The sequence below is a fragment of the Pedobacter heparinus genome (assembly GCF_032678725.1).
Taxonomy (GTDB): domain Bacteria; phylum Bacteroidota; class Bacteroidia; order Sphingobacteriales; family Sphingobacteriaceae; genus Pedobacter; species Pedobacter heparinus_A.
Genome location: NZ_JAVTSC010000003.1, coordinates 417,548 through 441,889, shown reverse-complemented (window position 1 = coordinate 441,889; position 24,342 = coordinate 417,548). Strand labels below are relative to the sequence as shown.

Annotated in this window: 25 protein-coding genes; 10 read left to right on the top strand and 15 right to left on the bottom strand. The window is 43.0% G+C overall.

The features are described from left to right. Nucleotides 1-17: 17 nt before the first annotated feature. From R2Q85_RS07280 to R2Q85_RS07255, 6 genes are all read right to left on the bottom strand, one after another. Nucleotides 18-1,421 carry an efflux transporter outer membrane subunit gene (locus tag R2Q85_RS07280; protein ID WP_316811097.1) on the bottom strand — a complete coding sequence of 468 codons (1,404 nt, stop codon included), beginning with the start codon at nt 1,419-1,421 and terminating at the stop codon, nt 18-20. 10 nt (nt 1,422-1,431) lie between these two features. Beyond that, complete coding sequence (locus R2Q85_RS07275; protein WP_316811096.1) at nt 1,432-4,608, bottom strand: efflux RND transporter permease subunit; 3,177 nt, start codon at nt 4,606-4,608, stop codon at nt 1,432-1,434. A gap of 41 nt (nt 4,609-4,649) precedes the next feature. Continuing rightward, nucleotides 4,650-5,816, bottom strand: coding sequence for an efflux RND transporter periplasmic adaptor subunit (locus R2Q85_RS07270; RefSeq protein WP_316811095.1), 1,167 nt, complete (start codon nt 5,814-5,816; stop codon nt 4,650-4,652). A 32-nt stretch (nt 5,817-5,848) separates the two neighbouring features. Further along, nucleotides 5,849-6,436, bottom strand: a complete 588-nt coding sequence (locus tag R2Q85_RS07265) for a TetR/AcrR family transcriptional regulator (RefSeq protein ID WP_316811094.1) — start codon at nt 6,434-6,436, stop codon at nt 5,849-5,851. Nucleotides 6,437-6,551: 115 nt separating this feature from the next. Then, on the bottom strand, nt 6,552-7,229 hold the full coding sequence (gene cmk / locus R2Q85_RS07260; protein WP_316811093.1) for a (d)CMP kinase: 678 nt from the start codon (nt 7,227-7,229) through the stop codon (nt 6,552-6,554). Nucleotides 7,230-7,270: 41 nt separating this feature from the next. Beyond that, entirely contained in the window at nt 7,271-7,915 is a 645-nt protein-coding gene (locus R2Q85_RS07255) for a dihydrofolate reductase family protein (RefSeq protein ID WP_316811092.1), read from the bottom strand. A gap of 408 nt (nt 7,916-8,323) precedes the next feature. Here R2Q85_RS07255 and R2Q85_RS07250 point away from each other — a divergent pair, with 408 nt between their 5' ends. Then, nucleotides 8,324-8,584 carry a hypothetical protein gene (locus tag R2Q85_RS07250; protein ID WP_316811091.1) on the top strand — a complete coding sequence of 87 codons (261 nt, stop codon included), beginning with the start codon at nt 8,324-8,326 and terminating at the stop codon, nt 8,582-8,584. Between the two features lie 128 nt (nt 8,585-8,712). Here R2Q85_RS07250 and R2Q85_RS07245 read toward each other — a convergent pair whose 3' ends face one another. Both R2Q85_RS07245 and R2Q85_RS07240 read right to left on the bottom strand, forming a co-directional pair. Next, complete coding sequence (locus R2Q85_RS07245) at nt 8,713-9,420, bottom strand: LytTR family DNA-binding domain-containing protein (RefSeq protein ID WP_316811090.1); 708 nt, start codon at nt 9,418-9,420, stop codon at nt 8,713-8,715. Continuing rightward, nucleotides 9,407-10,636, bottom strand: a complete 1,230-nt coding sequence (locus tag R2Q85_RS07240) for a sensor histidine kinase (protein ID WP_316811089.1) — start codon at nt 10,634-10,636, stop codon at nt 9,407-9,409. The genes R2Q85_RS07245 and R2Q85_RS07240 overlap by 14 nt, the downstream gene beginning before the upstream one ends. A 29-nt stretch (nt 10,637-10,665) precedes the next feature. On the opposite strand from R2Q85_RS07240, the gene R2Q85_RS07235 reads away from it, so the two are divergent. Then, nucleotides 10,666-12,492: a serine hydrolase domain-containing protein gene (locus R2Q85_RS07235; RefSeq protein WP_316811088.1), complete on the top strand. Its 1,827-nt coding sequence runs from the start codon at nt 10,666-10,668 to the stop codon at nt 12,490-12,492. A gap of 176 nt (nt 12,493-12,668) precedes the next feature. Here the strand turns inward: R2Q85_RS07235 and R2Q85_RS07230 are convergent, their stop codons facing one another. From R2Q85_RS07230 to R2Q85_RS07215, 4 genes are all read right to left on the bottom strand, one after another. Beyond that, nucleotides 12,669-12,905 carry a hypothetical protein gene (locus R2Q85_RS07230; RefSeq protein ID WP_316811087.1) on the bottom strand — a complete coding sequence of 79 codons (237 nt, stop codon included), beginning with the start codon at nt 12,903-12,905 and terminating at the stop codon, nt 12,669-12,671. 45 nt (nt 12,906-12,950) lie between these two features. Next, on the bottom strand, nt 12,951-13,313 hold the full coding sequence (locus R2Q85_RS07225; protein WP_316811086.1) for a nuclear transport factor 2 family protein: 363 nt from the start codon (nt 13,311-13,313) through the stop codon (nt 12,951-12,953). Between the two features lie 325 nt (nt 13,314-13,638). Beyond that, nucleotides 13,639-14,124: a hypothetical protein gene (locus R2Q85_RS07220; protein WP_316811085.1), complete on the bottom strand. Its 486-nt coding sequence runs from the start codon at nt 14,122-14,124 to the stop codon at nt 13,639-13,641. Nucleotides 14,125-14,129: 5 nt separating this feature from the next. Next, the gene (locus R2Q85_RS07215; protein ID WP_316811084.1) at nt 14,130-14,507 is read right to left on the bottom strand and encodes a DoxX family protein; all 378 of its coding nucleotides are present in this window, start codon (nt 14,505-14,507) and stop codon (nt 14,130-14,132) included. A gap of 109 nt (nt 14,508-14,616) precedes the next feature. Between R2Q85_RS07215 and R2Q85_RS07210 the strand changes: the two genes are divergently transcribed. Beyond that, complete coding sequence (locus tag R2Q85_RS07210) at nt 14,617-15,252, top strand: MarR family winged helix-turn-helix transcriptional regulator (RefSeq protein ID WP_316811083.1); 636 nt, start codon at nt 14,617-14,619, stop codon at nt 15,250-15,252. Between the two features lie 183 nt (nt 15,253-15,435). Here R2Q85_RS07210 and R2Q85_RS07205 read toward each other — a convergent pair whose 3' ends face one another. Further along, the gene (locus tag R2Q85_RS07205) at nt 15,436-16,008 is read right to left on the bottom strand and encodes a Crp/Fnr family transcriptional regulator (RefSeq protein WP_316811082.1); all 573 of its coding nucleotides are present in this window, start codon (nt 16,006-16,008) and stop codon (nt 15,436-15,438) included. 159 nt (nt 16,009-16,167) lie between these two features. Here R2Q85_RS07205 and R2Q85_RS07200 point away from each other — a divergent pair, with 159 nt between their 5' ends. From R2Q85_RS07200 to arfB, 7 genes are all read left to right on the top strand, one after another. Next, complete coding sequence (locus R2Q85_RS07200) at nt 16,168-16,605, top strand: DoxX family protein (protein ID WP_316811081.1); 438 nt, start codon at nt 16,168-16,170, stop codon at nt 16,603-16,605. A 103-nt stretch (nt 16,606-16,708) separates the two neighbouring features. Further along, on the top strand, nt 16,709-17,071 hold the full coding sequence (locus tag R2Q85_RS07195) for a nuclear transport factor 2 family protein (protein WP_316811080.1): 363 nt from the start codon (nt 16,709-16,711) through the stop codon (nt 17,069-17,071). A 275-nt stretch (nt 17,072-17,346) separates the two neighbouring features. Continuing rightward, complete coding sequence (locus tag R2Q85_RS07190; RefSeq protein WP_316811079.1) at nt 17,347-17,580, top strand: hypothetical protein; 234 nt, start codon at nt 17,347-17,349, stop codon at nt 17,578-17,580. A 274-nt stretch (nt 17,581-17,854) separates the two neighbouring features. Then, nucleotides 17,855-18,814 (top strand): DUF2157 domain-containing protein, encoded by a 960-nt coding sequence (locus R2Q85_RS07185; RefSeq protein ID WP_316811078.1) that lies wholly within the window; start codon nt 17,855-17,857, stop codon nt 18,812-18,814. Continuing rightward, nucleotides 18,798-19,745, top strand: a complete 948-nt coding sequence (locus tag R2Q85_RS07180; RefSeq protein WP_316811077.1) for a DUF4401 domain-containing protein — start codon at nt 18,798-18,800, stop codon at nt 19,743-19,745. Before R2Q85_RS07185 ends, R2Q85_RS07180 begins: the two co-directional genes overlap by 17 nt. Further along, on the top strand, nt 19,732-20,250 hold the full coding sequence (locus R2Q85_RS07175; RefSeq protein ID WP_316811076.1) for a GDYXXLXY domain-containing protein: 519 nt from the start codon (nt 19,732-19,734) through the stop codon (nt 20,248-20,250). Before R2Q85_RS07180 ends, R2Q85_RS07175 begins: the two co-directional genes overlap by 14 nt. A 35-nt stretch (nt 20,251-20,285) precedes the next feature. Continuing rightward, on the top strand, nt 20,286-20,696 hold the full coding sequence (gene arfB, locus R2Q85_RS07170; protein ID WP_316811075.1) for an alternative ribosome rescue aminoacyl-tRNA hydrolase ArfB: 411 nt from the start codon (nt 20,286-20,288) through the stop codon (nt 20,694-20,696). Nucleotides 20,697-20,716: 20 nt separating this feature from the next. Here the strand turns inward: arfB and R2Q85_RS07165 are convergent, their stop codons facing one another. Both R2Q85_RS07165 and lon read right to left on the bottom strand, forming a co-directional pair. Next, on the bottom strand, nt 20,717-21,667 hold the full coding sequence (locus R2Q85_RS07165) for a lipid A deacylase LpxR family protein (RefSeq protein WP_316811074.1): 951 nt from the start codon (nt 21,665-21,667) through the stop codon (nt 20,717-20,719). Then, on the bottom strand, nt 21,667-24,132 hold the full coding sequence (lon, locus tag R2Q85_RS07160) for an endopeptidase La (protein ID WP_316811073.1): 2,466 nt from the start codon (nt 24,130-24,132) through the stop codon (nt 21,667-21,669). Before lon ends, R2Q85_RS07165 begins: the two co-directional genes overlap by 1 nt. Nucleotides 24,133-24,342: the final 210 nt, after the last annotated feature.

The following is a 24,342-nucleotide window of genomic DNA, read 5'->3' as shown; positions in this document are numbered from 1 at the left end:
GAAAAACGCATCATTTTTTACTCCCATCCCCCGCCAAGCGCCCTGTACAGATTCACTACCGACTGCAGCTTTTGCAGCCTGTCGTTAATGTTGCTCAATTGTGCCGACAGTAAGCTCTGTTCAGAAGTCAGTACATCCGTATAATTTGTAGCAGAACTATAACGCAACAGCTCTTTGGTATAATCAACCGCTTTGGTCAGCGATGCAATTTGCATAGCCCGTGTAGTTTCTTTCTCTGCAGCAGTCTGGTAAGCAAACAAGGCATTCGATACTTCCTGTCCACTGGTCAAAAGCGTTTGTTGAAAGCCATAGAATGCAATTTGCTTTTGAGCATCGGCTGTTTTCAACCTTGCTTTGTTCTGCCCCCTGCTAAATATAGGCTGGGTAATGCCCCCAATTAAATTGTAGAAAAGAGAATTGTCGAAAAAATTCTTCAGACTCAGGCTGGATAAACCCCCGTTTGCCGTCAAAGTCAAGGCCGGGTAAAAGGAGGCCAGCGCCACATTCTTTTGCTCAAATGCCGCCCTGAAAGCAAATTCAGCTGCTTGTACATCCGGTCTGTTCTGCAGCAACTGGGCAGACACCCCGGTTTGCAAATTGCTGTAAACCGTTTGCTGGTCAAGTGTGCTGCGCTCTATTTTTCCCGGGCCTTTTCCCAAAAGGATGCTCAGGGCATTTTCAGTTTCCCTGATGTTTCTTTTCAGGTCAGGAAGCGTTACCTGGGCAGCATACAAATTGGCTTCACTTTGCACTACAGCAGCACCATTTACCACTGCGCCTTCTTTTAAAGATTTCATGGTCTCCACATCAGCCTTTCTGATCCTGATGGTCTGATCCGTAATGGCAAGCTGTTTGTCCAGGGCCAATAAGTTGTAATATCCATTGGCAATATTGGCAATCAACTGGGTTTGTACCGCCCTTTTTGCAGCATCACTTTGCAGCAATGACGCATAAGCCGATCTTTTTGCACTGCTCAGTTTGCCCCATATGTCTGCTTCCCAGCTGGTACTTAACTGTGCCCTGTAAGTTTGGGTTTCCGTATTGATGTTGATGCCTGGAGGGAAGTTTAAAGCAGCCCTGGATTGTTTGGCATCGGTTACCGATAGATCCCCTGCTAAACTTGGCAGTAAAGCACCCTTGCTTTGCAGTAAAGTAGCCTCGGCAACTTTAATCCTTTCAATGGCCTGTTTTAAATCCAGGTTTTCATTTATGCCCTGCTGTATCAGTGTTTGTAAAGTGGCATCGGCAAACAGGTTTTTCCAGGGCAGGTCGGCTATGCTTGTACTGTCTGTTGTGGTATTGTCGCGGTACAGGTCATTACTGTTCACCGCCGGACGCTCGTATTTTTTAGTTACGCAGGCCGTTAAGGTCAGTATAGAAAAACCGATGATGAAATAGTATTTATAATATCTGGTGTTCATGTTTTTTAAATTAGTGTTCACGGGTGTCAACTTCAGGAAATGCTATAACCTCTTGCCGCGGGCCATATCCCTCATCAAATGGCGATTTGCTGCTTACGCTTTCCTGTATACTCTGGAAAACGATAAACAATGCAGGAATTACAAATATCCCGAACACAGTTCCGATCAGCATACCACCCACAGCACCAGTACCAATGGATTTGTTCCCTGCAGCACCTACACCGGTTGATAACATTAAGGGCAGCAGGCCAAGAATAAAGGCAAAGGAGGTCATCAAAATAGGACGTAAACGTGCAGTTGCACCGCTAATGGCAGCCCCAACAATGGTCATGCCTTTTCTCCTGCGCTCTACCGCAAACTCCACAATCAAAATGGCGTTTTTTGCCAGCAGGCCCACCAGCATGATCAGCGTGATCTGGGTATAAATGTTATTGTCAACACCAAATATTTTATCGAAAATAAATACTCCGGCTAAGCCGATTGGCAGGGAGATCAATACCGCTAATGGCAGGATATAACTCTCATACTGTGCACAAAGCAGGAAGTATACAAAGATTACACAAAGCAGGAAGATAAAAATAGTCTGACTTCCGCTCGACATCTCTTCACGGGACAAACCCGAAAATTCATAACCATATCCAGTTGGTAAATGTATCGCCGCCTCTTCCTGCACCGCTTTCAGGGCATCGCCCGAACTGTAGCCTGCATTCGGGTTTCCCGTCACTGCAATGGAAGTGAACAAGTTAAAACGGGATATTGCCTGCGGTCCATATACTTTTTTCAGCGTGATGAAGTTACTGATCGGCGCCATCTTGCCACCAGAATTCCGAACGTAAATATTGTTCAGGGTTTGCTGGTTTGCGCGGTACTGGGCATCTGCCTGGTACATTACGCGGTATTGCTTACCAAATTTGTTAAAGTTTGAGGCATATACCCCACCATAATAACCTTGTAATACCCCCAGTACATCACTTACCGACAAACCGGCCTGTTTTACAGTCGCCACATTCACGTCAATCTGGTACTGCGGAAAATTAGGGTTAAAAGAAGTAGATGCATATTGGATTTCAGGTCTTTTAGCCAATGCCGCCAGGAATTCATTGCTAATCGAACTGAATTTATTGATGTCGCCACCCGTTTTATCCTGCAGCTGGAATTCAAAACCACCACCGGTACCAAAACCCTGGATGGTAGGAGGGGCAAAGAAAATAACCCTGGCGCCTTTTATGCTGGCTGTTTTGGCAAACAGGTCGGCAATAATTGCTTTTACATCCCGTTTACGCTCGTTCCAGGGCTTCAGCTTTCCGATCACCATTCCATAAGAACTTCCCGTACCACTGATCATGCTTCGGCCAACTACGGTCAGCGAGAACTTGATCTCCGGAATGGTGTGTGCAATACTGTCAATCTGTTTGATCACTATAGCCGTCTGTTCCTGTGAGGTAGCCGGAGGCAAAGAAATATCCGACATTATCGTACCCAGATCTTCATTTGGCACAAATCCTTTAGGCGTGGTGTTCATCGTCCAGATCAGCACTACTGTAAAAAGTACAATACCCAAACCTGCAATCCATTTTCTGCGCGCTAAAAAGCTTACCGATCTTTTGTACCTGTTGGTCATTACATCAAAAGAAGCATTAAAGGCCGCGTAAAAACGCTGCATAAAGTTTTTAGGCTTATGGTGGTCAGCAGCATGTGGTTTTAAAAATAAAGCGCATAGTGCCGGGCTCAGGGTTAGGGCATTAATGGCCGAAAGAATAATGGCAATGGCCAGGGTTAAACCAAACTGTTTATAAAATACGCCCGATGAACCTTGTATAAAACTCACAGGAATAAACACTGCCGCCATAACCAGGGTAATGGAAATGATGGCGCCAGTGATGTCTTCCATCGCATCTATGGTCGCTTTTTTTGCCGAAGTATAGCCATGATCAAGCTTGGCATGTACAGCCTCCACCACCACAATGGCATCATCCACCACAATACCTATGGCCAGTACCAATGCAAAGAGCGTAAGCAGGTTAATGGTGAAGCCAAATAAGCTGAGAAAAAAGAAGGTACCTATAATGGCTACCGGCACACTAATGGCCGGAATTAAAGTGGAACGGAAATCCTGAAGGAAAATAAATACAACCAGGAAAACCAGGATAAAAGCTTCGATCAATGTATGGATCACTTTTTCAATAGAAGCATCCAAAAAGTCATTCACGTTGATCAGCGCCGTATAATGTACCCCCTTAGGAAAGTTAACCTTTGATTCTTCCAAAACCTTTATGGCGCCTTCAATTACATCTTTGGCATTTGAACCGGCCGTCTGGTTAATCGCAATACCCAATGCAGGTTTTCCGTTAAAAAATACCGAACTGGCATAGCTCTGTGCGCCCAGTTCAATTCTGGCAATATCCTTTAACCTTAATACCTGCCCGTTTTCGGCCGTTCTTACAATGATGTTGCTAAACTCAATTTCATTCTTTAAGCGACCAGAATATTTTAAGGTATACTGGAAAGATTGGTCACCCTGTTCTCCAAACTGTCCCGGGGCAGCCTCAATGTTCTGCTCTGCAAGGGCTATACTAATGTCATTCGGCACCAGGCCATAAGTAGCCATTACCTCTGGTTTAAGCCAGATGCGCATGCTGTAATCCATCAGGCCGAAAGCAGTGGCGTCACCAACGCCATTGATACGTTTGATCTGCGGGATCAGGTTGATGTTCGCATAATTCTGTAAAAACTTCTGGTCGTAGGATGCACTATCGCTATAAATACCAAAGATCAGTACATTACTGGCTTGTTTCTTTGCTGTAATTACACCGGCGCGCGTCACCTCTGCAGGCAATAAACTGGTAGCCCGTGCCACCCTGTTTTGTACGTTAACCGCTGCCAGATCCGGATTGGTACCCAGTTTAAAGTTTACGGTAATGGTTGCCGTTCCATCATTACCCGCACTGGAGGTCATATAGGTCATGTCCTCCACACCATTGATCTGCTCTTCCAACGGAACTACCACACTACTCATTACTACATCGGCATTGGCACCCTGATAAGACGCCGATACCTGTACCGTAGGCGGGGCAATTTCAGGATATTGAGATACGGGTAGCGTAATCAAGCCCAATATGCCCAGTATAACTATGATGATGGATATGACCGTTGATAAAACCGGCCTTTCTATAAATTTCTTAAACATACTTCTGATTTTCGATTGTTGTATTATCGTTTACGCCGTGTTTATTTATTGATTTCACTGTAAACCGAATCGGTACTTTTTTCTTCAGCTTTGATCTGCACTCCGTCTTTTAAAGACTGGAAACCTTCAAGCACTACCTTATCACCAGCCTTAAGACCTTTAGTAACGACATAAAAATTACCTTTTGTCAGTTCCATCACCTGTACTTCCGTATTTTTAACATTCCCTTTCCCGTCCAGTACATATACAAATTTTTTCCCCTGCAGGTCGGTAGTTACTTTTTGCGGGATAAGGATTATATTTTCCAGGTGTTGCGGAATGCGTACCGAAGCACTCGCGCCACTTCTTAAAAGCGTTGCAGGATTGGAAAAAGTAGCTCTTAAACTTACGGAACCTGTACTGGTATTGATCAGCCCATTTATAGATTCTATTTTGCCGTTCCCGGCGTAGCTTGTTCCATCTGCCAATACCAGCGAAACAGCAGGGATATTTTTTAATTTAGCTTCCAGGTTGGCACCCTTATAATGGCGTGTAAACTCCAGCAGCTGTTTTTCATTCATCGAGAAATAGGCATATACCCTGGAAATGTTAGATACCGTTGTTAAAGGGCTTGCGTTGCTGCTGCTTACCAGACTTCCAGTTTTAAAAGGAATACTGCCAATTACACCATCAACCGGGCTGGTGATGCGGGTATATCCTAAATTTACCCTGGCATTTACCAGTTCGGCTTTAGCCTGGGCCAAGGCAGCTTTACGGCTTTGCAGCGTTAACTGGGCAGCATCCAGGTCATATTTACTGATGATGTCCTTCTCTACCAGAGGCTTGGTTTTGTTTACCTGCAGCTGGGCACTGTTCACATCAGCCTCGGCGCTGCTGATGGATGCACTGGCGGTTCTCACCAGTTGTTCGTATTGTGGCGCATTGATGCTGAAAAGCAGCTGACCTTTTTTAACAGTCGCACCTTCATCCACATATATTTTTTCAATAAAGCCGTCAACTTTCGGTCTGATGTCTACATTTTGGATCCCTTCGAGTGTAGCAGGATAATCTGTTTCCAGATCTGTTGCCTGGGTTGCTATCGTAAAAACAGGGTACGACTGTACCTGGCTGGCAGCTGCACCAGCTTTTTTCTGATCGCTGTTTCCACATGAACTGATGATTAATAATAGGGGAAGTAATAAATAAAAAGATTGGATTCTAGGTTTCATATATTTTTTAGCGTAGTGTATAGTATATATCGTTAAGGGAATATAAATTCAAAAATTAGTTTTTTTCGCTCTTCCATCAGGGCGTTATATTCATCATCCTGCATGTCATACAAGATCTTATAGAGTGGAGCCGTAACCAGGGGATAGGCCATTAAGGAGAAAAGGTTGATACAAAAATGTCTTGGGTTCATTTTCTTGATGTTCCCTTTATCCATTTCCTGCTCAATTTCTGCCAGAAAAGCATTCACCTTTTCTACCCGGGCCCTTTTGGCATCGATCACGTCGTTCCTGTTCATCTGGGTAATAATGAAAATTTCCCGGTAAGGGAAATGCATGGCTTCTTTAAGGAAAACAGTGATCAGGTTGGCTATCTTTTCCCGGAAAGGCATATCAGACTCCATCACCTCGTCCAGAATTTTTACTACTTTTTCCTGCGCCTCGTTAAACACCTGATCAAACAGGGCATCCCGTGATTTGAAATAATAATTAACAAGTGTACGGTTTACACCAGCTGCATCGGCAATTTCTTGCGTAGTAGCATGGATTTTACCTTCAGCAAAAAAAAGATGTTTGGCAGTATCTTTAATTAATTGTTCTGTACCAGTATCTTTTGGGGTCATTTCTTAAGTTTGACAAAATTGTTAAACAAAAGTATTAATCCCATATTTTAGTTAAAACATCGAATTGTAATGTTTAGGTTAAGCGGCTTATTGTAACCAAATATTTGCAAAAAGATTAGGGTAGGTGCTGGTGTACCATATCCAGTGCAAAATCAAGCTGTTCCCTTTCACTAAGTTCAGTGTTATCGAGTATTATGGCATCTTCAGCCCTGGTAAGCGGACTCTCTTCCCTTGTCGTATCGGCATAATCCCGGTGGGCCAGGTTTTCAAATACCTCCTCCATTGTAGTTGAGGTGTCACCCTTGCTTTGCATTTCTTTATAGCGGCGCTCGGCTCTTATTTTTGGATCTGCAGTCATGAAAAACTTAACCTGTGCATCCTCAAATACCGTGGTACCTATATCGCGTCCATCCATCACAATGTTTTTCGATTTTCCCATGCGCTGCTGCTGTCTTACCATTTCCTTGCGCACCTGCCTGTTGGCCGAAACTTCACTAACATATTCAGAAACCGGCATCTGCCTGATCTCTTCTGATACTTCTTCGCCATTAAGGGTAATGTGCGACTGGTAGTCTCTGGAATCGAAGTTTAATTCTATATGTTGCAGCGCATCAGTAACTGCCTCAGGATTTTTTACATCAACATGGTTGCGGATAAAATACAGTGTTACTGCGCGGTACATGGCACCACTGTCAATATAGATAAATCCCAATTTCTTCGCTAAAGCTTTTGCCAGGGTGCTTTTTCCACAAGATGAATAGCCATCAATAGCTATAACGAGGTTTTTTCTCATAGGTACGCAAAGTTAATGTTTTGCTCAGTTATTGCAACTCGTTAATCTTTTGTTATCATCATATGAGTAGCCAGTTCTCCTTCAGTTCTACTGGTGATATGGTACCCGAGGCTCAGCATGTCAATTCCAGAAAACAAGTGTTCCCCAGAACCAAGAAAGCGCGGCGATACGGCAAGATGCAGTTCATCGATATAACCTCGCTGTAGAAACTGACGGATAGTTGATACCCCTCCGCCAATCCTGACATCTTTTCCATTTGTAGCTTTCCTGGCTTCTTCCAATGCCGCTTCAATCCCGCCAGTCACAAAATTAAATACCGTTCCGCCCTCCATGGTTACTGCTTGTCTTTCATGATGCGTTAATACAAATACCGGTACATGGTAGGGTGGATTTTTCCCCCACCAGCCAGTCCAGTTGTCATCCGGCCAGGCTCCGCGGACCGGCCCAAACATGTTACGTCCCATAATCCAGGCTCCTACATTTTCAAAAGCTTTTTCTACAAAGCCGTTATCAATTCCTTCTGTTCCATCATCATGTCCGCCCATTTTTCTGAACCGTTTTGTTGGGAACATCCAGGTATGAAGTTCTTCTCCTCCTGCACCTAAAGGAATTTCTATGCTTTGATCCGCACCTGCACCAAAGCCGTCTAAGGAAATGGTGAAATTCATCACTGTAATTTTACTCATAGCTTTATCATTTCTATTCGTCCGCATTAAATTTACAAAAACATCAGGAGATGAACTAATCAAGCTTCATTAGCAAAAACAAGTGTTGGGATGAATCAGGTTTAATTTAGGTTTTGGCCATGTTTTGCTGGGATAAAGGTACCCGTTACCCGAACAAAACCTGAATTATACCTGAGGCAAAGGTGAGCGAAGGGGATTTGTCTCTTTAAGTGCAGAGGAACCAAAATATGACAATTTCTGACATAATTATTTAAGTCAGTTGGCGTTTTAGCTGATAAAAGTTGATTAACTTGTGTTAAGTAATTACCTAATCATAATTCAATGAATCCATCATGAGCAAACACTCACAAACAGAGATGAATATTGCTCATGATAGCTTCATAACCATTAAAAATCAATTATAAACTGATGAAAAAACTGAGGTCTAAAGTTGTAAAAGCGCTCAAAAAAGAGTTCACCTTTAAGTGTACCATTTCTTCTAGAATGAACCAGGTTATAATATATGTTAGTAATCTTGACTTTGACCAGCACCTTGGAATGTTATTACAGCAAACGCAACAGATCATTGACAAGCATTTCCCGCAAAGAGAGGATAATCTGTGTCTCGTGATCCGACAGATAGACGGAACTAATCAGAATATGTTTAAGATCTGGAAGCCTGTTTATTAAATTGGTAAAAACCGAAACTCATGAAAGCATTAGGTTCAGCCACCGTGATCCATGTCAGTGATCTTCGTAGTTCCCTTGATTATTACACCAAGATACTGGGCTTTACTGCGGCTTGATTTACAGGGCATTTAATCCATCGACCTACCGCCCATTTTTTTAAAAAAGTCTTCCCTAAAACTTGCGCCCAGGGGGATGACATGTTTCTCTACATGAATGGAATTTCCTTCTATATGACTAATTTTTTCTCTGTTGATGATGAACGAACGGTGCACACGAAGAAACTGACCAACAGCGAGCAACTTTTCAACCTCCGACAGGGCAAGCTTCGGTTTAAGAATCCTGGTTTCTAAAACAAAACAGGTATAATTCCCCTTGGCTTCCGCAAAAATTATTTCATCCAGCTTCACCTGATAAGTCATCCCTTCGGCCTTGACCAAAATATTTCCAATATCGTTGGATATTTCGTGTTTTGCGGGTAACAGGTTCATTTTCACCTTATCAACCGCCTGGATAAACCGGGCCAGCGAAAATGGTTTAACCAGGTAATCGCAGGCCGCAAGGTCAAAGGCCGTTACGGCAAATTTCCTGTATGCTGTAGTAAAAATGACCTGTGGCAAATTTTTAACGGTCTTTAAAAAACTGATACCATCCAGCAAAGGCATATTGATGTCCAGAAAAATCAGCTCAACCTGATGGTTCATTAAGCATTCACGTGCCTGAAAAGCATTTTCACAGACCGCGACAACATCCAGGATATCCAGATAACTGCAATAATCCACCAGCAGCCCCCTTGCAATGGGTTCATCATCAACTATTAAACATCTAATGCGCTGCATGCATCGGGGTCTTTAATTTCACAACATAACGATCATCTATGCGGCCGTGTTCCAATTGGCAACCCTTGCCGTACAACAAATCTAATCTTTTTATCGTAGTGGCCAGCCCCATCCCGGAAGGTTTCCCCGATACCCCTGTTTTGTCCAGCGTTCCGGCTTCATCCGGGAAAGACCCAAATGTATTCTCTATCTCAAAATGCGTAAACCCAGCTTCGGTCCATAACTTCATCGTGATTTTTATCGGTCCCGACAGCGTATTTTTGGTGTGCTTAAAGGCATTTTCTACAAACACGATCAAAATCATCGGCGCAATCGTGCTGGCCGGATCATAGCCCCTGAAATTTACCTCCAAAACCAATCGATTCCCTATTCTAATCCGCTCCAGCGCTACAAAATTCTGGACACAATCTACCTCCTGGCTCAATTTCACAAAAGGCTCGCCCGAACTGTACAGGGTGTAACTGAGCAGGTCAGACAGTTTCAGCAACAGGTCTGGCACCCTGGTATGGTCTTGCCGCGACAAACCGTACAGGTTATGTAAGGTGTTGAACAAAAAATGCGGACTCAATTTACTGGTCAATAAATTCAATTCTGTCTCGGCCTGGTACTGAAGAACTTTACTTTCCCTGATCTGCTGGCGTGTTACCATCCTGGTGATGGCAGTGATCCCCCCAACAAACATAAAAAGGATAACCAATAAGGTAGTGATGACTACCAGGCCCGATACGTCGTCCCCATCTTTAAAGCCGAGGAAACAGGCCACTCCGAATATCCCTGCCACAGCAAACAAGCACAGGAAAAAACAAAAGAGTAAGATTAAGGTCCGCGGCTTCCATTTCTTAAATAACTGCCTGCTCAGCCACCTGCCAGCATATACACACATCACCATAAGCACATACACCAATAACGCTTTGGGCGCCACCCTTTTATTATCCGGACTTTGCAGAATGATGGCAACCGTAAGTAACATCAAGCCCAGCAAGAATGTCAGGTGTATCCTTATCCCTTGCTTTAAAAGACTGGTAAATGTACTATTGGTTGTTTCCATCAGCTCAAATATCCAATAATTAAATTTAGCATTTAAGCGTTGGGGTTCAATAACGCCTGAAAAGTGACGGATACGGTGAAACGGTAGATGAATACTCCATCCAGATTTCTTAGCGTCTGCATCCGCCTGGCCCATGTCCGGCCCTAACCTTCGGCCATTTCCGCCCATTGGCGGACATTTGTAGAAATTAAAACACAATGAAAACTGTCTACATCTTGCTCATCTGTCTGTTGGGCTTTCTCAACGCCAGCGCCCAGACGCTTGCCAAACTGACCGATTCCATTGAAACGATTGTGCGGAAGCGGAACATTCCCGGCCTGATGGTGGGCATCGTAACCAGGGACAGTGTGCTGTTTTCCGGTGGCTTTGGCTATGCCGACCTTAAAAAAAAACGTGCTGTAACTGGCAAAACACTGTTCCGAATGGGCTCCATTACCAAATCATTTACAGCTATTGCGATATTGAAACTGGTGGAACAGGGCAAGCTAAAACTGAACGACCGGTTAAAAGACATTGCACCGGAGGTTCCCTTTACAAACCGATGGGAAGGCACGCATCCCCTGCAGGTGGTTAACCTGCTCGAACATACCACAGGCTTTGACGATTTTAAATTCAATAAGTTTTACACACTGGAGCGCAATAAGTATAGCTCGAAAGAAATGATGTTACAGCAAAAAGCATCGATGGTCTGTCGCTGGCGCCCGTCCGAACGCTACACCTATAGCAATGTAAATTATGCCATATTGGGCTATCTGATCAGCAAGCTCAGTGGAAAAGAATATCCAGCGTACCTAAGCGCCTGCATCTTAGGGCCCCTGGACATGCCACACTCCAATTTTAATGCCTGGAGCAGGTATCCCGCTTTTGATACAAAGGAATACTCCAGCGCTTCCGGTCCGCTCAAAGAGGTCCCTTCTGTGACGCTGCTCCCAGGTGCCGCAGCTTCATTATGGTCATCAGCTCATGAAATGAACCGCTACCTGCAGGCCCTGCTCCGGTCAGATCCCCGGCTACTCTCCAAAACAGGTTTTGAACTTTTCGAAAAACCAACGAGTTCCCTTGCTGCCACTGCAGGACTGACAACCGGATACGCCCTGGGAAATGAAGATTTCGGAATGATGAGAGGCCACGATGGAACCATGGGAACCTGCAAGTCAAGTTACCGGTACAACAGGGAGCTTGGCTATGGATTTGTCATTTCATCAAACGCCAACGGTCTGGGAAACATCGAAAACCTCATCAATGAATATCTCGCGGCCAAATATGCGAACCTTAAAAAACCAAGACCTTCGACTTCCATGCCGCTCAATAAAAAAGAGATCAGTCCATACCTGGGCTACTACCAAAAGGCAGACCCGAGGTATAACTTACTGGCTTTTACCGACCAGTTGCTGCTGCTTAAGGTGGAAATAAAGAATGATACCCTGCAGTACCATATTTTAGGGAGAACCCACCAGTTGATACAGACCGCTCCCCTGGTTTTTCGGGACAGATGGGCTGCTCAGGCCGGGATTGCCTTTGCCAGGAACGCCGAGGGCGAAAAAGTCATGATCGTAAATCAGCATTATAGTAAAAAAGTTTCGGGGTTCTGGGCTTACAGTTGGATTGTTGTAGTTGTCCTGGCCCTGTTTTTTGTGGCCTTCGCTGTTATTGCCGGGATAATTGCGATTTTATACATCCTCATTAAAAGACAAAAGCCTAAATCATTGCACTTGTTTATACTCCCCATGCTCAGCGTAGCATTATTGAGTTTTGGCATTTATGCATTTATGCAGGTCTATAATAATAGCTATAGGCTTTTTCAGCTCGCCAGCCCTTCGTTCCCGGCAATTTCCATTTTCATTGGATTTACATCGTTTGGCATCTGTGCGCTTATAAATGCCCTGCTGCTCGTTAAAAACTTAAAAACAACAATAGGCCGGTTTAAACAGGATGTTCTGATATTGACCGCTTTATCGCTACTGCTGCTCGCGGGCATTTTGCTTAGGCATGGCTGGATAGGGCTTATGTTCTGGAGGTTATAATTGTCAATTACTTGTTTTCCTGGAATAAATTCTTAAAATTTGAAATAACAAACCACTAAATGCTACTTGTAATGTTTTCTTGCCATCATCCCGACAACAGGATAGATCTCTTGTTTGAGCGTGCTTTAACGTGGATTTGTTTGGTTCAAGGGGTTTAATTCGAAGCACTTATTGTTTTAATCGCTATGTTTCCACTTTTCGTGAAACTGGATCTGATCTCTGATGGAATTGAGTAGTGGCATATCCAGTTCGCAGCCCTGACTTTCGCAACGGGCATGGTCTTTTTCGTCGAGTTGTATGGTTCCTATTGTTTCCTCTTCTATGTAAATCTGGTAGCGTGCATTACCTAAAGGTTTGATGTTGAAAAACCGGCCCCGCCCGTTATACGCTACTTCTATTCTGAATTGTTCCATGTTGGTAGATCTTTATCTCTTTATCATTTAACATAATGGAGCTGTCTATTTATTATTATCAATTACATAAGAGCTCATTTTTATGATCTTATCATTTTTGAAGTGGTAAACATCGCAAAAGTTGCTCTCGTATTCCGTGCCGTCTTTTTTCTTGTTAGTGCTTGATCCCTGTACAGAGGCCATATCTCCTTCAATGACTATGGTGCTAAACCGGAAGTTGGTATACTCCGGCATATTGCTTCCATCCATCTTGCTGATTTCTTCTGTTCCGTTGAACCTGGTATGACCTGAAGCTGCGGTATACATGTCCCAAACTACATCTTTGGCCAGGTAATCCATAAACGCATCCATTCTGTTTTCAGTAAACAGCAGGTTGATCTCTTCGATAAGTTCTTTTGTAGTTGCCATGGTAATAAAACATTAACTGAAGCCATATTGTTTGCGCAGTTATTTTACCACCCGGTATAGTTATTAGATGAACTTTTACCGAATCATCCGTTTCTCCGCTTATTTTTAGAATTAGTGTGCTTGGCTGTTTAACATATGTGTTTTTGCAACAAATGCTCAATGTTCCTCCTGAGCAGGAACAAATATAAAGTCACCCGGGGCAAATTCCCACTTTTCGGTTGCCGGGCATCATAAAAGTAGCAAAATATAACCAGCTGAGTAGGCTTAGATTGCGGTATTTTTGTTTGCAGGATCCTGTGTTACGTTGGGCATTTTAACTGTCATCTTAATTAAATTTGAAAATGCTTAATACAAAAATGATGATAAACAGCAGCAGCTGTATAAGCTGAATAGCTGTAAAATTTCGTCTGATCCTGTTAAAGACTTCAGGTTGTAAGGTCGTGGACGAATTATTTATGATTGCCTTTTTTAATTTTGAGCCCGCGATTCTGCGCAGGCCGAGTCCATTAATTATAATAATCAGCAGAATACCAATCTTAGTCCTGAACCAAAGCTGCGCTCCCCATACCTCATGGAGTTTGATCATCATCATAACCCCTGAAACAAGGATAACCAACATACCTATGCCCATATACCGCTGCAATTTGTTCAGTAAGCTTTCTAAAACAATGCCTTTGGCCTGATCGCTTTGATAGCTACCGCAAAAAATCCTAAAGGTTATATAATCAATAAAAGTTGTTCCGGCCATAATCGTAATTCCGGCAACATGTGTTACTAGTGCGGCCTGATAAAGTGCTGTGCTCATTTCCATGATCGTTATATTTTTTGAGATGCTAAATCCCGTTTAGAAACGTATCTGATGCTCAACAGAACCAGCAACAGGTCAACCGACACAAAAATGATTTTGGATAAGAGATCGCCTGTAGATATATGGGCGACCAGGGCAGAAACCATTGTGATTATAAATCCCGCATATACCCATTCTTTAACCCGCACTGGGGTAAATGGAAACAGCAATACAATTGCCCCGACGATTTTCAGTGTTACAAGCTCAATTCGAAAGTAGTCTGGGAAGCCTAACATTTTTAGATCCGTCGGATGGGAGTACGAAAAATATGCGCTGAATACCATGAAAAAGCTGATAAATCCCTTAGCGATCCAGTAAAGCGCTATGTTTTGTTTTTTTTGTTCCATTGTTAATTATTTACGTTATCGTAGTTTATTTTTCAAATATACTATGTTTTCGATATAATAATACGTTTGCGTAGTTTTTTTATAAATTTGCTACGTAAACGAATTATTTATGAACAAGACCGTAGAAATTGTCAACCAATGGGGACAGTATGAGCAGCAATTTCCTAAGGGGACCATAGCAGATTTTTGCAGGCATTATCTGGCACACCAACAGCAAAATAAAACAGATGGTGTCCTGGTTGGCGGGGTTGTCCCATCGCTGATAGACGGATTGCTGATGAAGATAATCGGCAGGATCAGCAAGCTGAATATGGCATATGCAAACATGGCACTTAAGGGAACAGAATTAAATCAGATTGAGGAATTCGGGATATTGCAGACCATAAGGAAAGAAAAGAATCCTAAGAAAACAGAAGTTATTTACGGCAACCTTTTTGAACTTTCCAGCGGTACGGATATGCTCAACCGTATGAAAAAAAGAGGTTTGATAAGAGAGTACGCCGATGATGAGGACAAACGCTCTAAAAGGATTGAACTCACTCCAAAAGGAGAAAAAGCTGCGCAGGTGGGGCTGAACAAAATAGAAAAAAATGCAAGAATGCTTATGAATGACCTCTCAGCAGACGATAAACAGCTCTGTATTCAGCTGCTTAAAAATATAGAGGTAAAATTTTCCGCACTGTGGCAAAAACATAAAGGCAGAGAATTCGATGATATTTATGAAGAGATGGTGCGGGAAAAATAATATTAGTAAGACTGGTTTATCTCACCGCTCGCCATCTGTAATTACAGGCCATCCAATCAAACAAAGGCTTCTAGTAGGGAAACAAGCCAAGACTGGCACATTGTCAACCGTTGAAGAAAAACCGACTTTATACAGCCTATTTAATCAGCGTAAAATATTTAAGCCCCTGGAAGAATGGAGTGTTCAAGGCTTGGATCGATCCTTTTTCATTCTGCTCAAAGATTCGCGCGTGGTGCCCAGGTAGGAGGCTATCTCTTTTTGTGAGAGCATGCGTTCAAAATAGCCATAAACCTCTACAAACTGTAGGTACCGCTCCTTCAAGGGCATTTGTAACCATAAGATCCTGAGCTGCTGGGCGGCAAATCCACGCTGGAAAATCATCCTGAAATATCGTTCAAGTTGCGGAATTTGCTGATAGAGCATTTCCAGGCTGTCAACGCTAAACTGAAGTGCCTGGGTCACAGTAATTGCTTCAATATGATATTTAGAGCTTGTTTTGTTCATTATAGCATACCAGTCGCCAATCCACCAGCCGGTGAAGCCATATTGAATTACATGCTCCTGGCCAGCCTGATCAAGGTGGTACTGTTTAACGCAACCATCCAGGATAAAAAAATCTGATGAGCTGAGTTCACCTGCCTCAAGCAGCAACTGATTTTTCTTCAGCGTCCTTTTTTTTGCCTGAGAAAGGATCAGGTCAAACTCCTCATCGGTAATGTGCACAAATTGTGCAATATGGTTGTGTAAAGTGTGCAAGACAATAAATTGATAAAACGTTCTAAAATAATACAGCTATCCGCAACTTTTAGTAACAAATGTTACATATAAATTGTAGCATTCGTCCTTCGGATATTGGGTTGCTGCAGGCAACTTTGTAGCAGATTTCACTTATAGACATACCTAAGATAAAAAAAGATGATGATGATGAGCAAAATTTTAGAAACCAACAATGGATTAACGGGCTTATTGGCCAGAGTGTCGATCGGGCTCGTCCTGTTTCCCCATGGTGCGCAAAAATTATTGGGTTGGTGGGATGGCCATGGCTTTGTGGCCACTATGGAATACTTTACCGACACGGTCGGGTTGCCTTACCCTGTTGGGGCACTGGTTATTTTTATAGAATTTTTCTGCCCGTTGTTACTGGTTATCGGCATCGGTACCCGGATTTCAGCGTTCCTGGTCTTTGTTGTAATGACGGGGGTGATCGTTACTGTTCAGCATGAACACTTTTTCATGAATTGGTTTGGAGATCAGAATGGGGAAGGCGCTGAATTCTTCCTGTTGATGCTTGGTTTATGCATGATCTCCTTGCATGAGGGTGGTGGCAGGTTTTCTGCTGACCATGAAAAGTAATTGGTCTTGGTTAATCAATCTCAAAACTTTCGGCGTAAATACTTGTTTAAATGTTAATACAAAAAGGTCAACAATTTTACAAAGAAGTTATATAAACACCATTATGATTAGTGAAATCATCAAGCTAGAAGAGAATATTATTGAAGCCATATTATACAGCGATGTTGCCGTGTTGGATGGGCTGTTGCATACAGACCTGGTATTTGTCAACCATCTGGGTGTGCTCGTTTCCAAACAGGATGATTTGGCTCCACATTTAAGCGGCGAACTAAAATTTAAAGAAATCCTGATTGCGGATCAGCAAATCAGTGTTTTTGGTGATACAGTTGTAGTTTCTGTATTTAAAGATATCAAGGGAAGTTATCTTTCGCAAGATTTTGAAAGCCGGGTTCGGTTCACAAGGGTTTGGAAATTGTTTGAGCAGGGATGGAAAGTGATCGCTGCTACCAGCGTAAGCTATAAATGATATACAGCTCTCGCTACCCTAACCCGCTCGCAAATCATCAATTGACCCGCCCCATTCCGGCAGATCAATAAACAACCTGCCATCTGCTGTCTTGTAAAATCTAAATGTAACCTTCATACCATCCGCTATCATTTGGATGATCACTTTGATTTATGGAAAGCCAATGGTTTGTCTGTGGCGTACTTTTTTTATTTCTAAGGCCAGTGCCAGAATGTATGATCTTTGAAACATTATCTTTTTAGCGTTGTTCTGCTTGTAAACTAAATGATATCGTCATGGAAAATCAAGATAACAATGGAAATGCACAGCCTTTAAAAACAAGGGATGATAAACGTGAGCATAATATAGATGCGAATAAAAGTATTTCTGAAATGCGGGAAGACGCAGAAGCAAAAAAATCAGATAAGCTGGCAGACCAGGCTGGAGAGCAGGACAACGGACCTGAAGATGATGCCATGAATTATAAAAGCGACCGGGATCACGGCACTTACAATCCGGAAAACATATAAAAGTAACTATGGAACCATTTGATATACAGTTACTGGAAGGTCACTTTACCATGGAACTGTACAGACCAAACGACAAGTAAATTCAGTCCGAGTCAGCGGTGCTGCTGCAATTGCCGGCTAACTTTTCCGGTGATGAAGTGTATGCCTGGATGCATTACTTGAATGTAAAAGGAGATGCAGTAAGCACCAGCCTGTATTTAGGAAAACTGGTGATCAGCGCTTGATTTTATTTAATAATTGTTAGCTTAGACAGGTAAACGCTTAAATATATATTTTGAAACCTGGTTATAACCGAAACATCATTCAGATCATCAGCCGTTACAGCAATTTGCCGGAACAGGATGTAAAAGGTTTGTTTAGAAAGAACGGCGTATATGCCGATCGGATTGCATGGGCTAAATTTACTGACCTGGCATTATTGGGTATTGCTGCGGCCTTTTTGCTGGCCGGTATGATTTTCTTTTTTGCTTACAACTGGGATAAGCTTCACAAATTTGTGAAACTGGGCATGATCCAGGCGATGATCATATTGCCGGTAGTTTCCATATGGATATTTAAACCGAGAGAATTGGTTAAAAATATGCTGATTACCATTAGCTGTGTGCTTGTTGGAGTGCTGTTTGCGGTATTCGGACAAATTTATCAGACTGGCGCAGACGCATACGATCTCTTCCTGGGCTGGACTATATTTATTGCGATATGGGCACTAAGCACCAGGTTTGAGGCCCTGTGGATTATTTTTTTAGTGCTGATCAACACTACTTTTGTCCTTTATGTAGGGCAGGCGGGGCCATATGTGCTGGAGAAATCCATGTATGCGATTCTCTATTCTTTTAATCTGCTGGTTGTGATTGGTGTTCAGTTGCTGTCGCCCAGGATTGAGGTGGCCAGCTGGTTTACCAGGATAATTATCTTTGGGGCTGTTGTGATTTTAACGATCGGTCTGGTGTCTGGCATCTGGCAGCAGTATCCTCCGGAATGGTTTGTTTCTTTGGGATTGTGTCTGCTTAGTTATACGGCAGGGGTGTATTATAGTATCAAACGCCGGTCTATGTATCTGCTTTGTATCCTGCCGGTCAGCATTATTATTGTTTTATGTGCTTTGTATTTTGAACGCGTTAGTGCAAAAACAGAGAGCTTCATTTTTATCAGTTTAGTTATCGTCATTAGCATTACGTTCCTGGTTAGGGAGCTGATGCGCTTAAATAGAACCTGGTATGCCGTTAAATCCTAATACAGAATCGATCATCGAAAAACTGCAGGCTGAGTACAATGGGACAATTGTTTTTCAGGAAAGGCAGATGGAGGAAGCGCTGGCTGTGGAGGCGAATAAATACCAGGGACTGGGGATTAAGGCGCTTTCGGTAGTGGGCGGGTTTTTATCCAGTTCTTTTTTTATAGGCTTTGTTGCCATGATGATATCGAACTGGTCTGAGGCGCTGCTGGCCTCGGGACTGCTGATGATCCTGGGTACGGTATGGATAGACCGGGCGTCTAAAAGTGTGATCATGGATACCATTTCTATCAGTGCCTATCTTTCTGCGAACCTGATGATTGGCATGGCAATGTATCAAATCACCAAAAGTGACAACATGGTCGCTGTTTTGCTGCTGGCTATTTCGTTAACCGTTCCCTTCCTTACACCGAGTTATATGCTCAATTTTCTAAGCGTATTGATGATTCATGGTTGTCTTTTTGCATTGTTGAATGTAAATGGAGGCAAGGAGCTGATGCATCTGTTTCTTTTATTGCCTGCCGCAGGATTTACCTTGCTGAGTTTATATGAGCCCCGGTTGCTAACTCAGGGCGCAGCGGTAAACATCCGGTTTAACCCATGGCGGACGGGTATGTTGTTTTCGCTTATGGCATCGTTATGTTATTCGGGTACTGTGCTATTTGGAGATGCTGGCCCAAATTGGGTTCAGGTGCTGGCATTGCCCATATGGGGTTCCTTACTGATCATATTTGTGAGTTTTCACACTGGCCACAGAACTGGGTTGGCAGCGGGTATACTATTGCTTATTTATGCTGTAGGGCAATACTATTATAACCTGCATTTTACTTTGCTTGTAAAATCGTATATGATGCTGGGCACAGGTGTTTTATTTTTAATAGCCTGGTTTATCTTTAAGAACAAACTGAAACAAGAACATGAGCAAGACTGAGAAAATTTTTTTGCTGCTGAACCTGGTGCTGGTAATTGGGTACATCAATTGGGCTGTTGCGGTGAAGGAAAAGACCTTACGCAATGGGAAATTGCTGCTGCTCGAATTGGCTCCCGTTGATCCAAGATCTTTGATGCAGGGCGATTACATGCGGCTCGATTACCAGATCAATCGTTTGCCTGAAGAAACTGTATTGGACAAGCGTGGAACCACCACAATAGGGAAGAGAGGATACTGCATTTTAAAGACGGACAGTTCAGGTGTGGCGCAAAGGATTCGTTTTCAGCCGGATATACAGCCTTTGGGGGCAGAAGAAATTGCGGTAAAATATTATTCCAATGGAAACCGATCTTTTACAAGGATACATATAGGTGCAGCGTCTTACTTTTTTGAAGAGGGAAGCGCAAAAAAATATGAGCCGGCCAGATTTGGCGGTTTAAAGATAGATGCTGAGGGGAATACTGTTTTGGTGGGATTGTATGATGTCAATCGTAAACTGCTATAGCACGGCTTAATGCAATAAATTGTTATTTTTGCCGCATGATACCCGTTAAAGATGATATATTAAAAGCTGTTACCTTCAAAACTTCGCGCAGCGGAGGAAAGGGCGGGCAAAACGTAAACAAAGTGTCCAGTAAGGTTGAGCTGATCTTAAACATTGCGGAAGCGCCTTTTTTTAATGAGGAGGAAAAGGCACTGCTCATGGAGAGACTCTCCGGACGTTTGGATCAGGAAGGGAATCTGCATGTGGTAGCTCAGGAAGACAGGAGCCAGCTCCTGAACAAGGAAAAGACCATTGCCAAGCTGATCATCCTGTTAAAATCTGCACTTCATGTTCAGAAAAAACGAAAATCTACCAAAATACCCAAAGCAGTGATCAGGAAAAGGCTGGCCGACAAACAGGCCATTGCCGGTAAAAAGGAAAGCAGACGGCGCCCGGCGATTGATTAAGCCATGTTCAGCGATCCCGCTTAATTAAACCTGTAAAACATACTTATTGCACCATATTGATGCGCCTTTGCAGTGCTTTTGATCTCTTTTGTTTTAAAGATCATCCCGAAATCAACAGTAAAACGCTGTGAACTGTAATTAAAGCCAATTTGCTGCGCAAATACGATGGGTTTAACGCCAAAAGTAACCGGGTCATCATTGTTAAACATACTGCCCTGCACAGTGGCATCATAAGCCACAAAATTAAGTTGCGGTTTGGCATAAAAAAACACTTCTCTTTTTACCAATGCTTTGGTTTTGGCATTGTTGCCAATTACGGCATTGGTATAGGCCGAATTAAAAAGCTGGTTCAACCCGCCGGCCCTGAACAAAATGCCGGCCCCGGCCCCGCTAAATGTGGTTCCGGCATTGGCATATCCCTCAAAAGAAAATTCTGTAGCCTTATTGGACGCACGATGCAACAACCTGGAATACTGGGCAGAGAGATTTATGGCGATGGCGTTTTTAATCTGGTATTGCCAGCCGTCAAGTGCATAAAAGCCAACTACATCATGCAACAGTTCCTGCCCGTCTTCAGCCAGCGAATTCGGGCCGGTAGTACCAATTTCAGCGCTCATTTTTAAAATACTTTCGTTGGTGTAAAACCAGTTCAAAGCTCCACCAGCATATAAATAACCCGCAAAAGGGCGGTCTTGCCGGGTAGGATCGGGAGCGTAGCCGGAGATGGGGTTGTACATTTTCTGGCCAACGGAGATTTCATAAGTCTTTTTTTCAAGCTTTGGATCCAGTTTCTCCTGGTCAAGGGCATGGCGAAAGTAGATGAAGAGTCCGTTGGTATAATAGCGGTCTGAGCCCTGGGCCAGGTATGAATCGTTATCACTGCGGAAGCCAAACTCGTTTTTATAGGTTTGCGCGTAAATCACTGTGCCTGATAGCGAAAGCAGAAGCAGGGTCAGAAATAATTGTTTCATCAGATTTGGGGCTTTTTAGGTGTAAGATCCTGCGGGTTTTTTACTTTGTCTTTAGTTAAAGCAAGGTCAATCACTTCCTTCATCTCGGCAACGTAATGGAAATTCAGGTCCTTGATATAGCTTTCTTTAATTTCCAGAATGTCCTTACGGTTTGACTTACATAAAATAATGTCTTTGATGTTTGCACGTTTTGCAGCCAGGATCTTTTCTTTAATTCCACCAACCGGTAAAACCTTTCCGCGCAGGGTGATCTCGCCGGTCATGGCCAGGTTAGATTTTACCTTACGTTGCGTAAAGGCCGAAGTAAGTGCCGTAAGCATGGTTATACCAGCAGAAGGGCCATCTTTAGGTGTAGCACCTGCAGGAACATGCACGTGTACATCCCACTGATCAAACAGGACATAATCTATACCGAACAGCTCGGCATGTGCACGCAGATAAGCCAGGGCAATAATGGCCGATTCTTTCATTACCTCACCAAGATTACCTGTAAGGGTCAGTTTTCCTTTACCCGGGCTTAAGCTGGCTTCTATAAACAAAATATCACCACCCACCTGTGTCCAGGCCAGACCGGTTACCACACCGGCTACTTCATTGCCTTCATAGAGGTCTTTGTCATAAACAGGTGCACCTAAAATACGTTCTACATCTTCCAGGCTAAGGCTTGGATCATAACTTTCCTCCATGGCAATTTTGGTGGCCACGCCACGAACCAGTGAGCCAATCTTTTTCTCCAGCCCCCTCACGCCCGATTCCCTCGTATAATCTTCAATTACCTTTTCAATTAAGGCATTTTTTAAAGTGATGTCCTTGGTTTTTATGCCATGCTGCTCTTTTTGCTTAGGCAAAAGATACTTTTTAGCAATCTCTATCTTTTCTTCAATGGTGTAACCATTTACCTCAATAATCTCCATGCGGTCTAACAAAGCAGGGTGTATGGAACTGAGTGAATTTGCCGTTGCAATGAACAAAACGTTAGACAGGTCGTAATCTGTTTCTACGTAATGGTCATTAAAAGCACTGTTCTGTTCAGGGTCTAATACTTCCAGCAGGGCAGAAGAAGGATCTCCCCTGAAGTCTGAACCCACTTTATCAATTTCGTCCAGTACAAATACGGGGTTACATGCACCGGCTTTTTTGATAGACTGGATAATACGGCCAGGCATGGCACCTATATAGGTTTTTCTATGCCCGCGGATCTCTGCTTCATCTTTGATGCCACCAAGGGCCATGCGTACGTATTTACGGTTCAATGCTTTGGCAATCGATTTTCCCAGTGAAGTTTTACCCACTCCCGGAGGGCCAACCAAACAAATGATAGGGGCTTTCATATCACGTTTAAGCTTCAATACCGCCAGATATTCTACAATGCGCTGTTTTACTTTTTCCAGTCCGAAATGGTCCTTATCCAGTACACGCTGCGCGCGTTTAAGGTCAAAATTATCCTTGGTAAACTCTCCCCAGGGAAGATCGAGCAAGAGCTCCAGGTAATTGATCTGAACAGAATAATCAGGGGCCGCAGGGTTCATCCTGCCCAGTTTTTCCAGCTCTTTGTTGAAATGTGTTTTTACCTGAACCTCCCATTTTTTCTTTTTTGCACGGATTTCCAGTGCTTCGTACTCCAGATCAGAAGAGTTTCCGCCCAGTTCTTCCTGGATCGTTTTTAGCTGCTGGTTCAGGAAATAATCTCTTTGCTGTTTGTCCAGGTCTGTACGTACCTTAGACTGGATCTGGTTTTTGAGTTCCAGCATCTGCAGTTCCAGGGTAAGCAGTTCCATTACCATCATGGCACGTTCACGCAGGTTGGTCATTTCCAGCATCTTTTGTTTATCTGATACATCTGCATTCATGTTGGATGAGATGAAGTTGATTAAAAAAGAGGTGCTTTCTATATTTTTAAGGGCGATACCAGCTTCGCTCGGAATGTTTGGCGAAAGCTGGATAATCTGGCTGGACATCTCTTTAATAGAGGCTACCAATGCCTTAAATTCCTTGTCTGATTTGTGCTTTGTTTCTTCAAACTTGCTGATGGTCACTTTGATATAGGGTTCTGACTGCACCTCTTCCAATAAGCGGAAACGCTGTTTTCCCTGGATAATTACAGTAGTGTTGCCATCTGGCATTTGCAGCATTTTAATGATATGGGCAACCGTACCTACACCGTTCAGTTGCTCAAATGTTGGATCTTCGATAGAAACATCACGCTGAGAAACCACACCAATGATCCTGTCACCTTTATATGCTTCCTTTATCAGTTTGATAGATTTGTCCCTGCCTACGGTAATAGGTATTACAACCCCAGGAAAAAGTACCGTATTCCTCAGTGGAAGTATGGGTAAAACTTCAGGCGTATCCTCATTATTCATCTCATCTTCATCCTGTTGAGACATCAATGGGAAAAATTCAGTGTCTTCGTTTATGATGGGTAGTGCATTGCTAAAATCGAATGGATCTTGTTTACTCATTAAATAAGTCTTTCTAAAATAAAAAACGACAATCTGACAGCATGTCGTTTAAAAATTATTAATTGTATTGTACAGGGATATTTTCAACTCCTGTGCCAAAAAAGAAATCACTGCTTTTCCCTGTTAAAAAGTCATGCCGGCAATAATAATTAATTAGTACATCATAATTTGAATTATTTGACGTTTTAGTTAGATATTTGCAAATGGTAC

Excerpts from the sequence above, each read along its gene's own strand:
- R2Q85_RS07280 (WP_316811097.1), bottom strand. The coding sequence starts at position 1,421 with ATGAACACCAGATATTATAAATACTATTTCATCATCGGTTTTTCTATA.
- R2Q85_RS07275 (WP_316811096.1), bottom strand. The coding sequence starts at position 4,608 with ATGTTTAAGAAATTTATAGAAAGGCCGGTTTTATCAACGGTCATATCC.
- R2Q85_RS07270 (WP_316811095.1), bottom strand. The coding sequence starts at position 5,816 with ATGAAACCTAGAATCCAATCTTTTTATTTATTACTTCCCCTATTATTA.
- R2Q85_RS07265 (WP_316811094.1), bottom strand. The coding sequence starts at position 6,436 with ATGACCCCAAAAGATACTGGTACAGAACAATTAATTAAAGATACTGCC.
- cmk (WP_316811093.1), bottom strand. The coding sequence starts at position 7,229 with ATGAGAAAAAACCTCGTTATAGCTATTGATGGCTATTCATCTTGTGGA.
- R2Q85_RS07255 (WP_316811092.1), bottom strand. The coding sequence starts at position 7,915 with ATGAGTAAAATTACAGTGATGAATTTCACCATTTCCTTAGACGGCTTT.
- R2Q85_RS07250 (WP_316811091.1), top strand. The coding sequence starts at position 8,324 with ATGAAAAAACTGAGGTCTAAAGTTGTAAAAGCGCTCAAAAAAGAGTTC.
- R2Q85_RS07245 (WP_316811090.1), bottom strand. The coding sequence starts at position 9,420 with ATGCAGCGCATTAGATGTTTAATAGTTGATGATGAACCCATTGCAAGG.
- R2Q85_RS07240 (WP_316811089.1), bottom strand. The coding sequence starts at position 10,636 with ATGGGCGGAAATGGCCGAAGGTTAGGGCCGGACATGGGCCAGGCGGAT.
- R2Q85_RS07235 (WP_316811088.1), top strand. The coding sequence starts at position 10,666 with ATGAAAACTGTCTACATCTTGCTCATCTGTCTGTTGGGCTTTCTCAAC.
- R2Q85_RS07230 (WP_316811087.1), bottom strand. The coding sequence starts at position 12,905 with ATGGAACAATTCAGAATAGAAGTAGCGTATAACGGGCGGGGCCGGTTT.
- R2Q85_RS07225 (WP_316811086.1), bottom strand. The coding sequence starts at position 13,313 with ATGGCAACTACAAAAGAACTTATCGAAGAGATCAACCTGCTGTTTACT.
- R2Q85_RS07220 (WP_316811085.1), bottom strand. The coding sequence starts at position 14,124 with ATGGAAATGAGCACAGCACTTTATCAGGCCGCACTAGTAACACATGTT.
- R2Q85_RS07215 (WP_316811084.1), bottom strand. The coding sequence starts at position 14,507 with ATGGAACAAAAAAAACAAAACATAGCGCTTTACTGGATCGCTAAGGGA.
- R2Q85_RS07210 (WP_316811083.1), top strand. The coding sequence starts at position 14,617 with ATGAACAAGACCGTAGAAATTGTCAACCAATGGGGACAGTATGAGCAG.
- R2Q85_RS07200 (WP_316811081.1), top strand. The coding sequence starts at position 16,168 with ATGATGATGATGAGCAAAATTTTAGAAACCAACAATGGATTAACGGGC.
- R2Q85_RS07195 (WP_316811080.1), top strand. The coding sequence starts at position 16,709 with ATGATTAGTGAAATCATCAAGCTAGAAGAGAATATTATTGAAGCCATA.
- R2Q85_RS07190 (WP_316811079.1), top strand. The coding sequence starts at position 17,347 with ATGGAAAATCAAGATAACAATGGAAATGCACAGCCTTTAAAAACAAGG.
- R2Q85_RS07180 (WP_316811077.1), top strand. The coding sequence starts at position 18,798 with ATGCCGTTAAATCCTAATACAGAATCGATCATCGAAAAACTGCAGGCT.
- R2Q85_RS07175 (WP_316811076.1), top strand. The coding sequence starts at position 19,732 with ATGAGCAAGACTGAGAAAATTTTTTTGCTGCTGAACCTGGTGCTGGTA.
- arfB (WP_316811075.1), top strand. The coding sequence starts at position 20,286 with ATGATACCCGTTAAAGATGATATATTAAAAGCTGTTACCTTCAAAACT.
- R2Q85_RS07165 (WP_316811074.1), bottom strand. The coding sequence starts at position 21,667 with ATGAAACAATTATTTCTGACCCTGCTTCTGCTTTCGCTATCAGGCACA.
- lon (WP_316811073.1), bottom strand. The coding sequence starts at position 24,132 with ATGAGTAAACAAGATCCATTCGATTTTAGCAATGCACTACCCATCATA.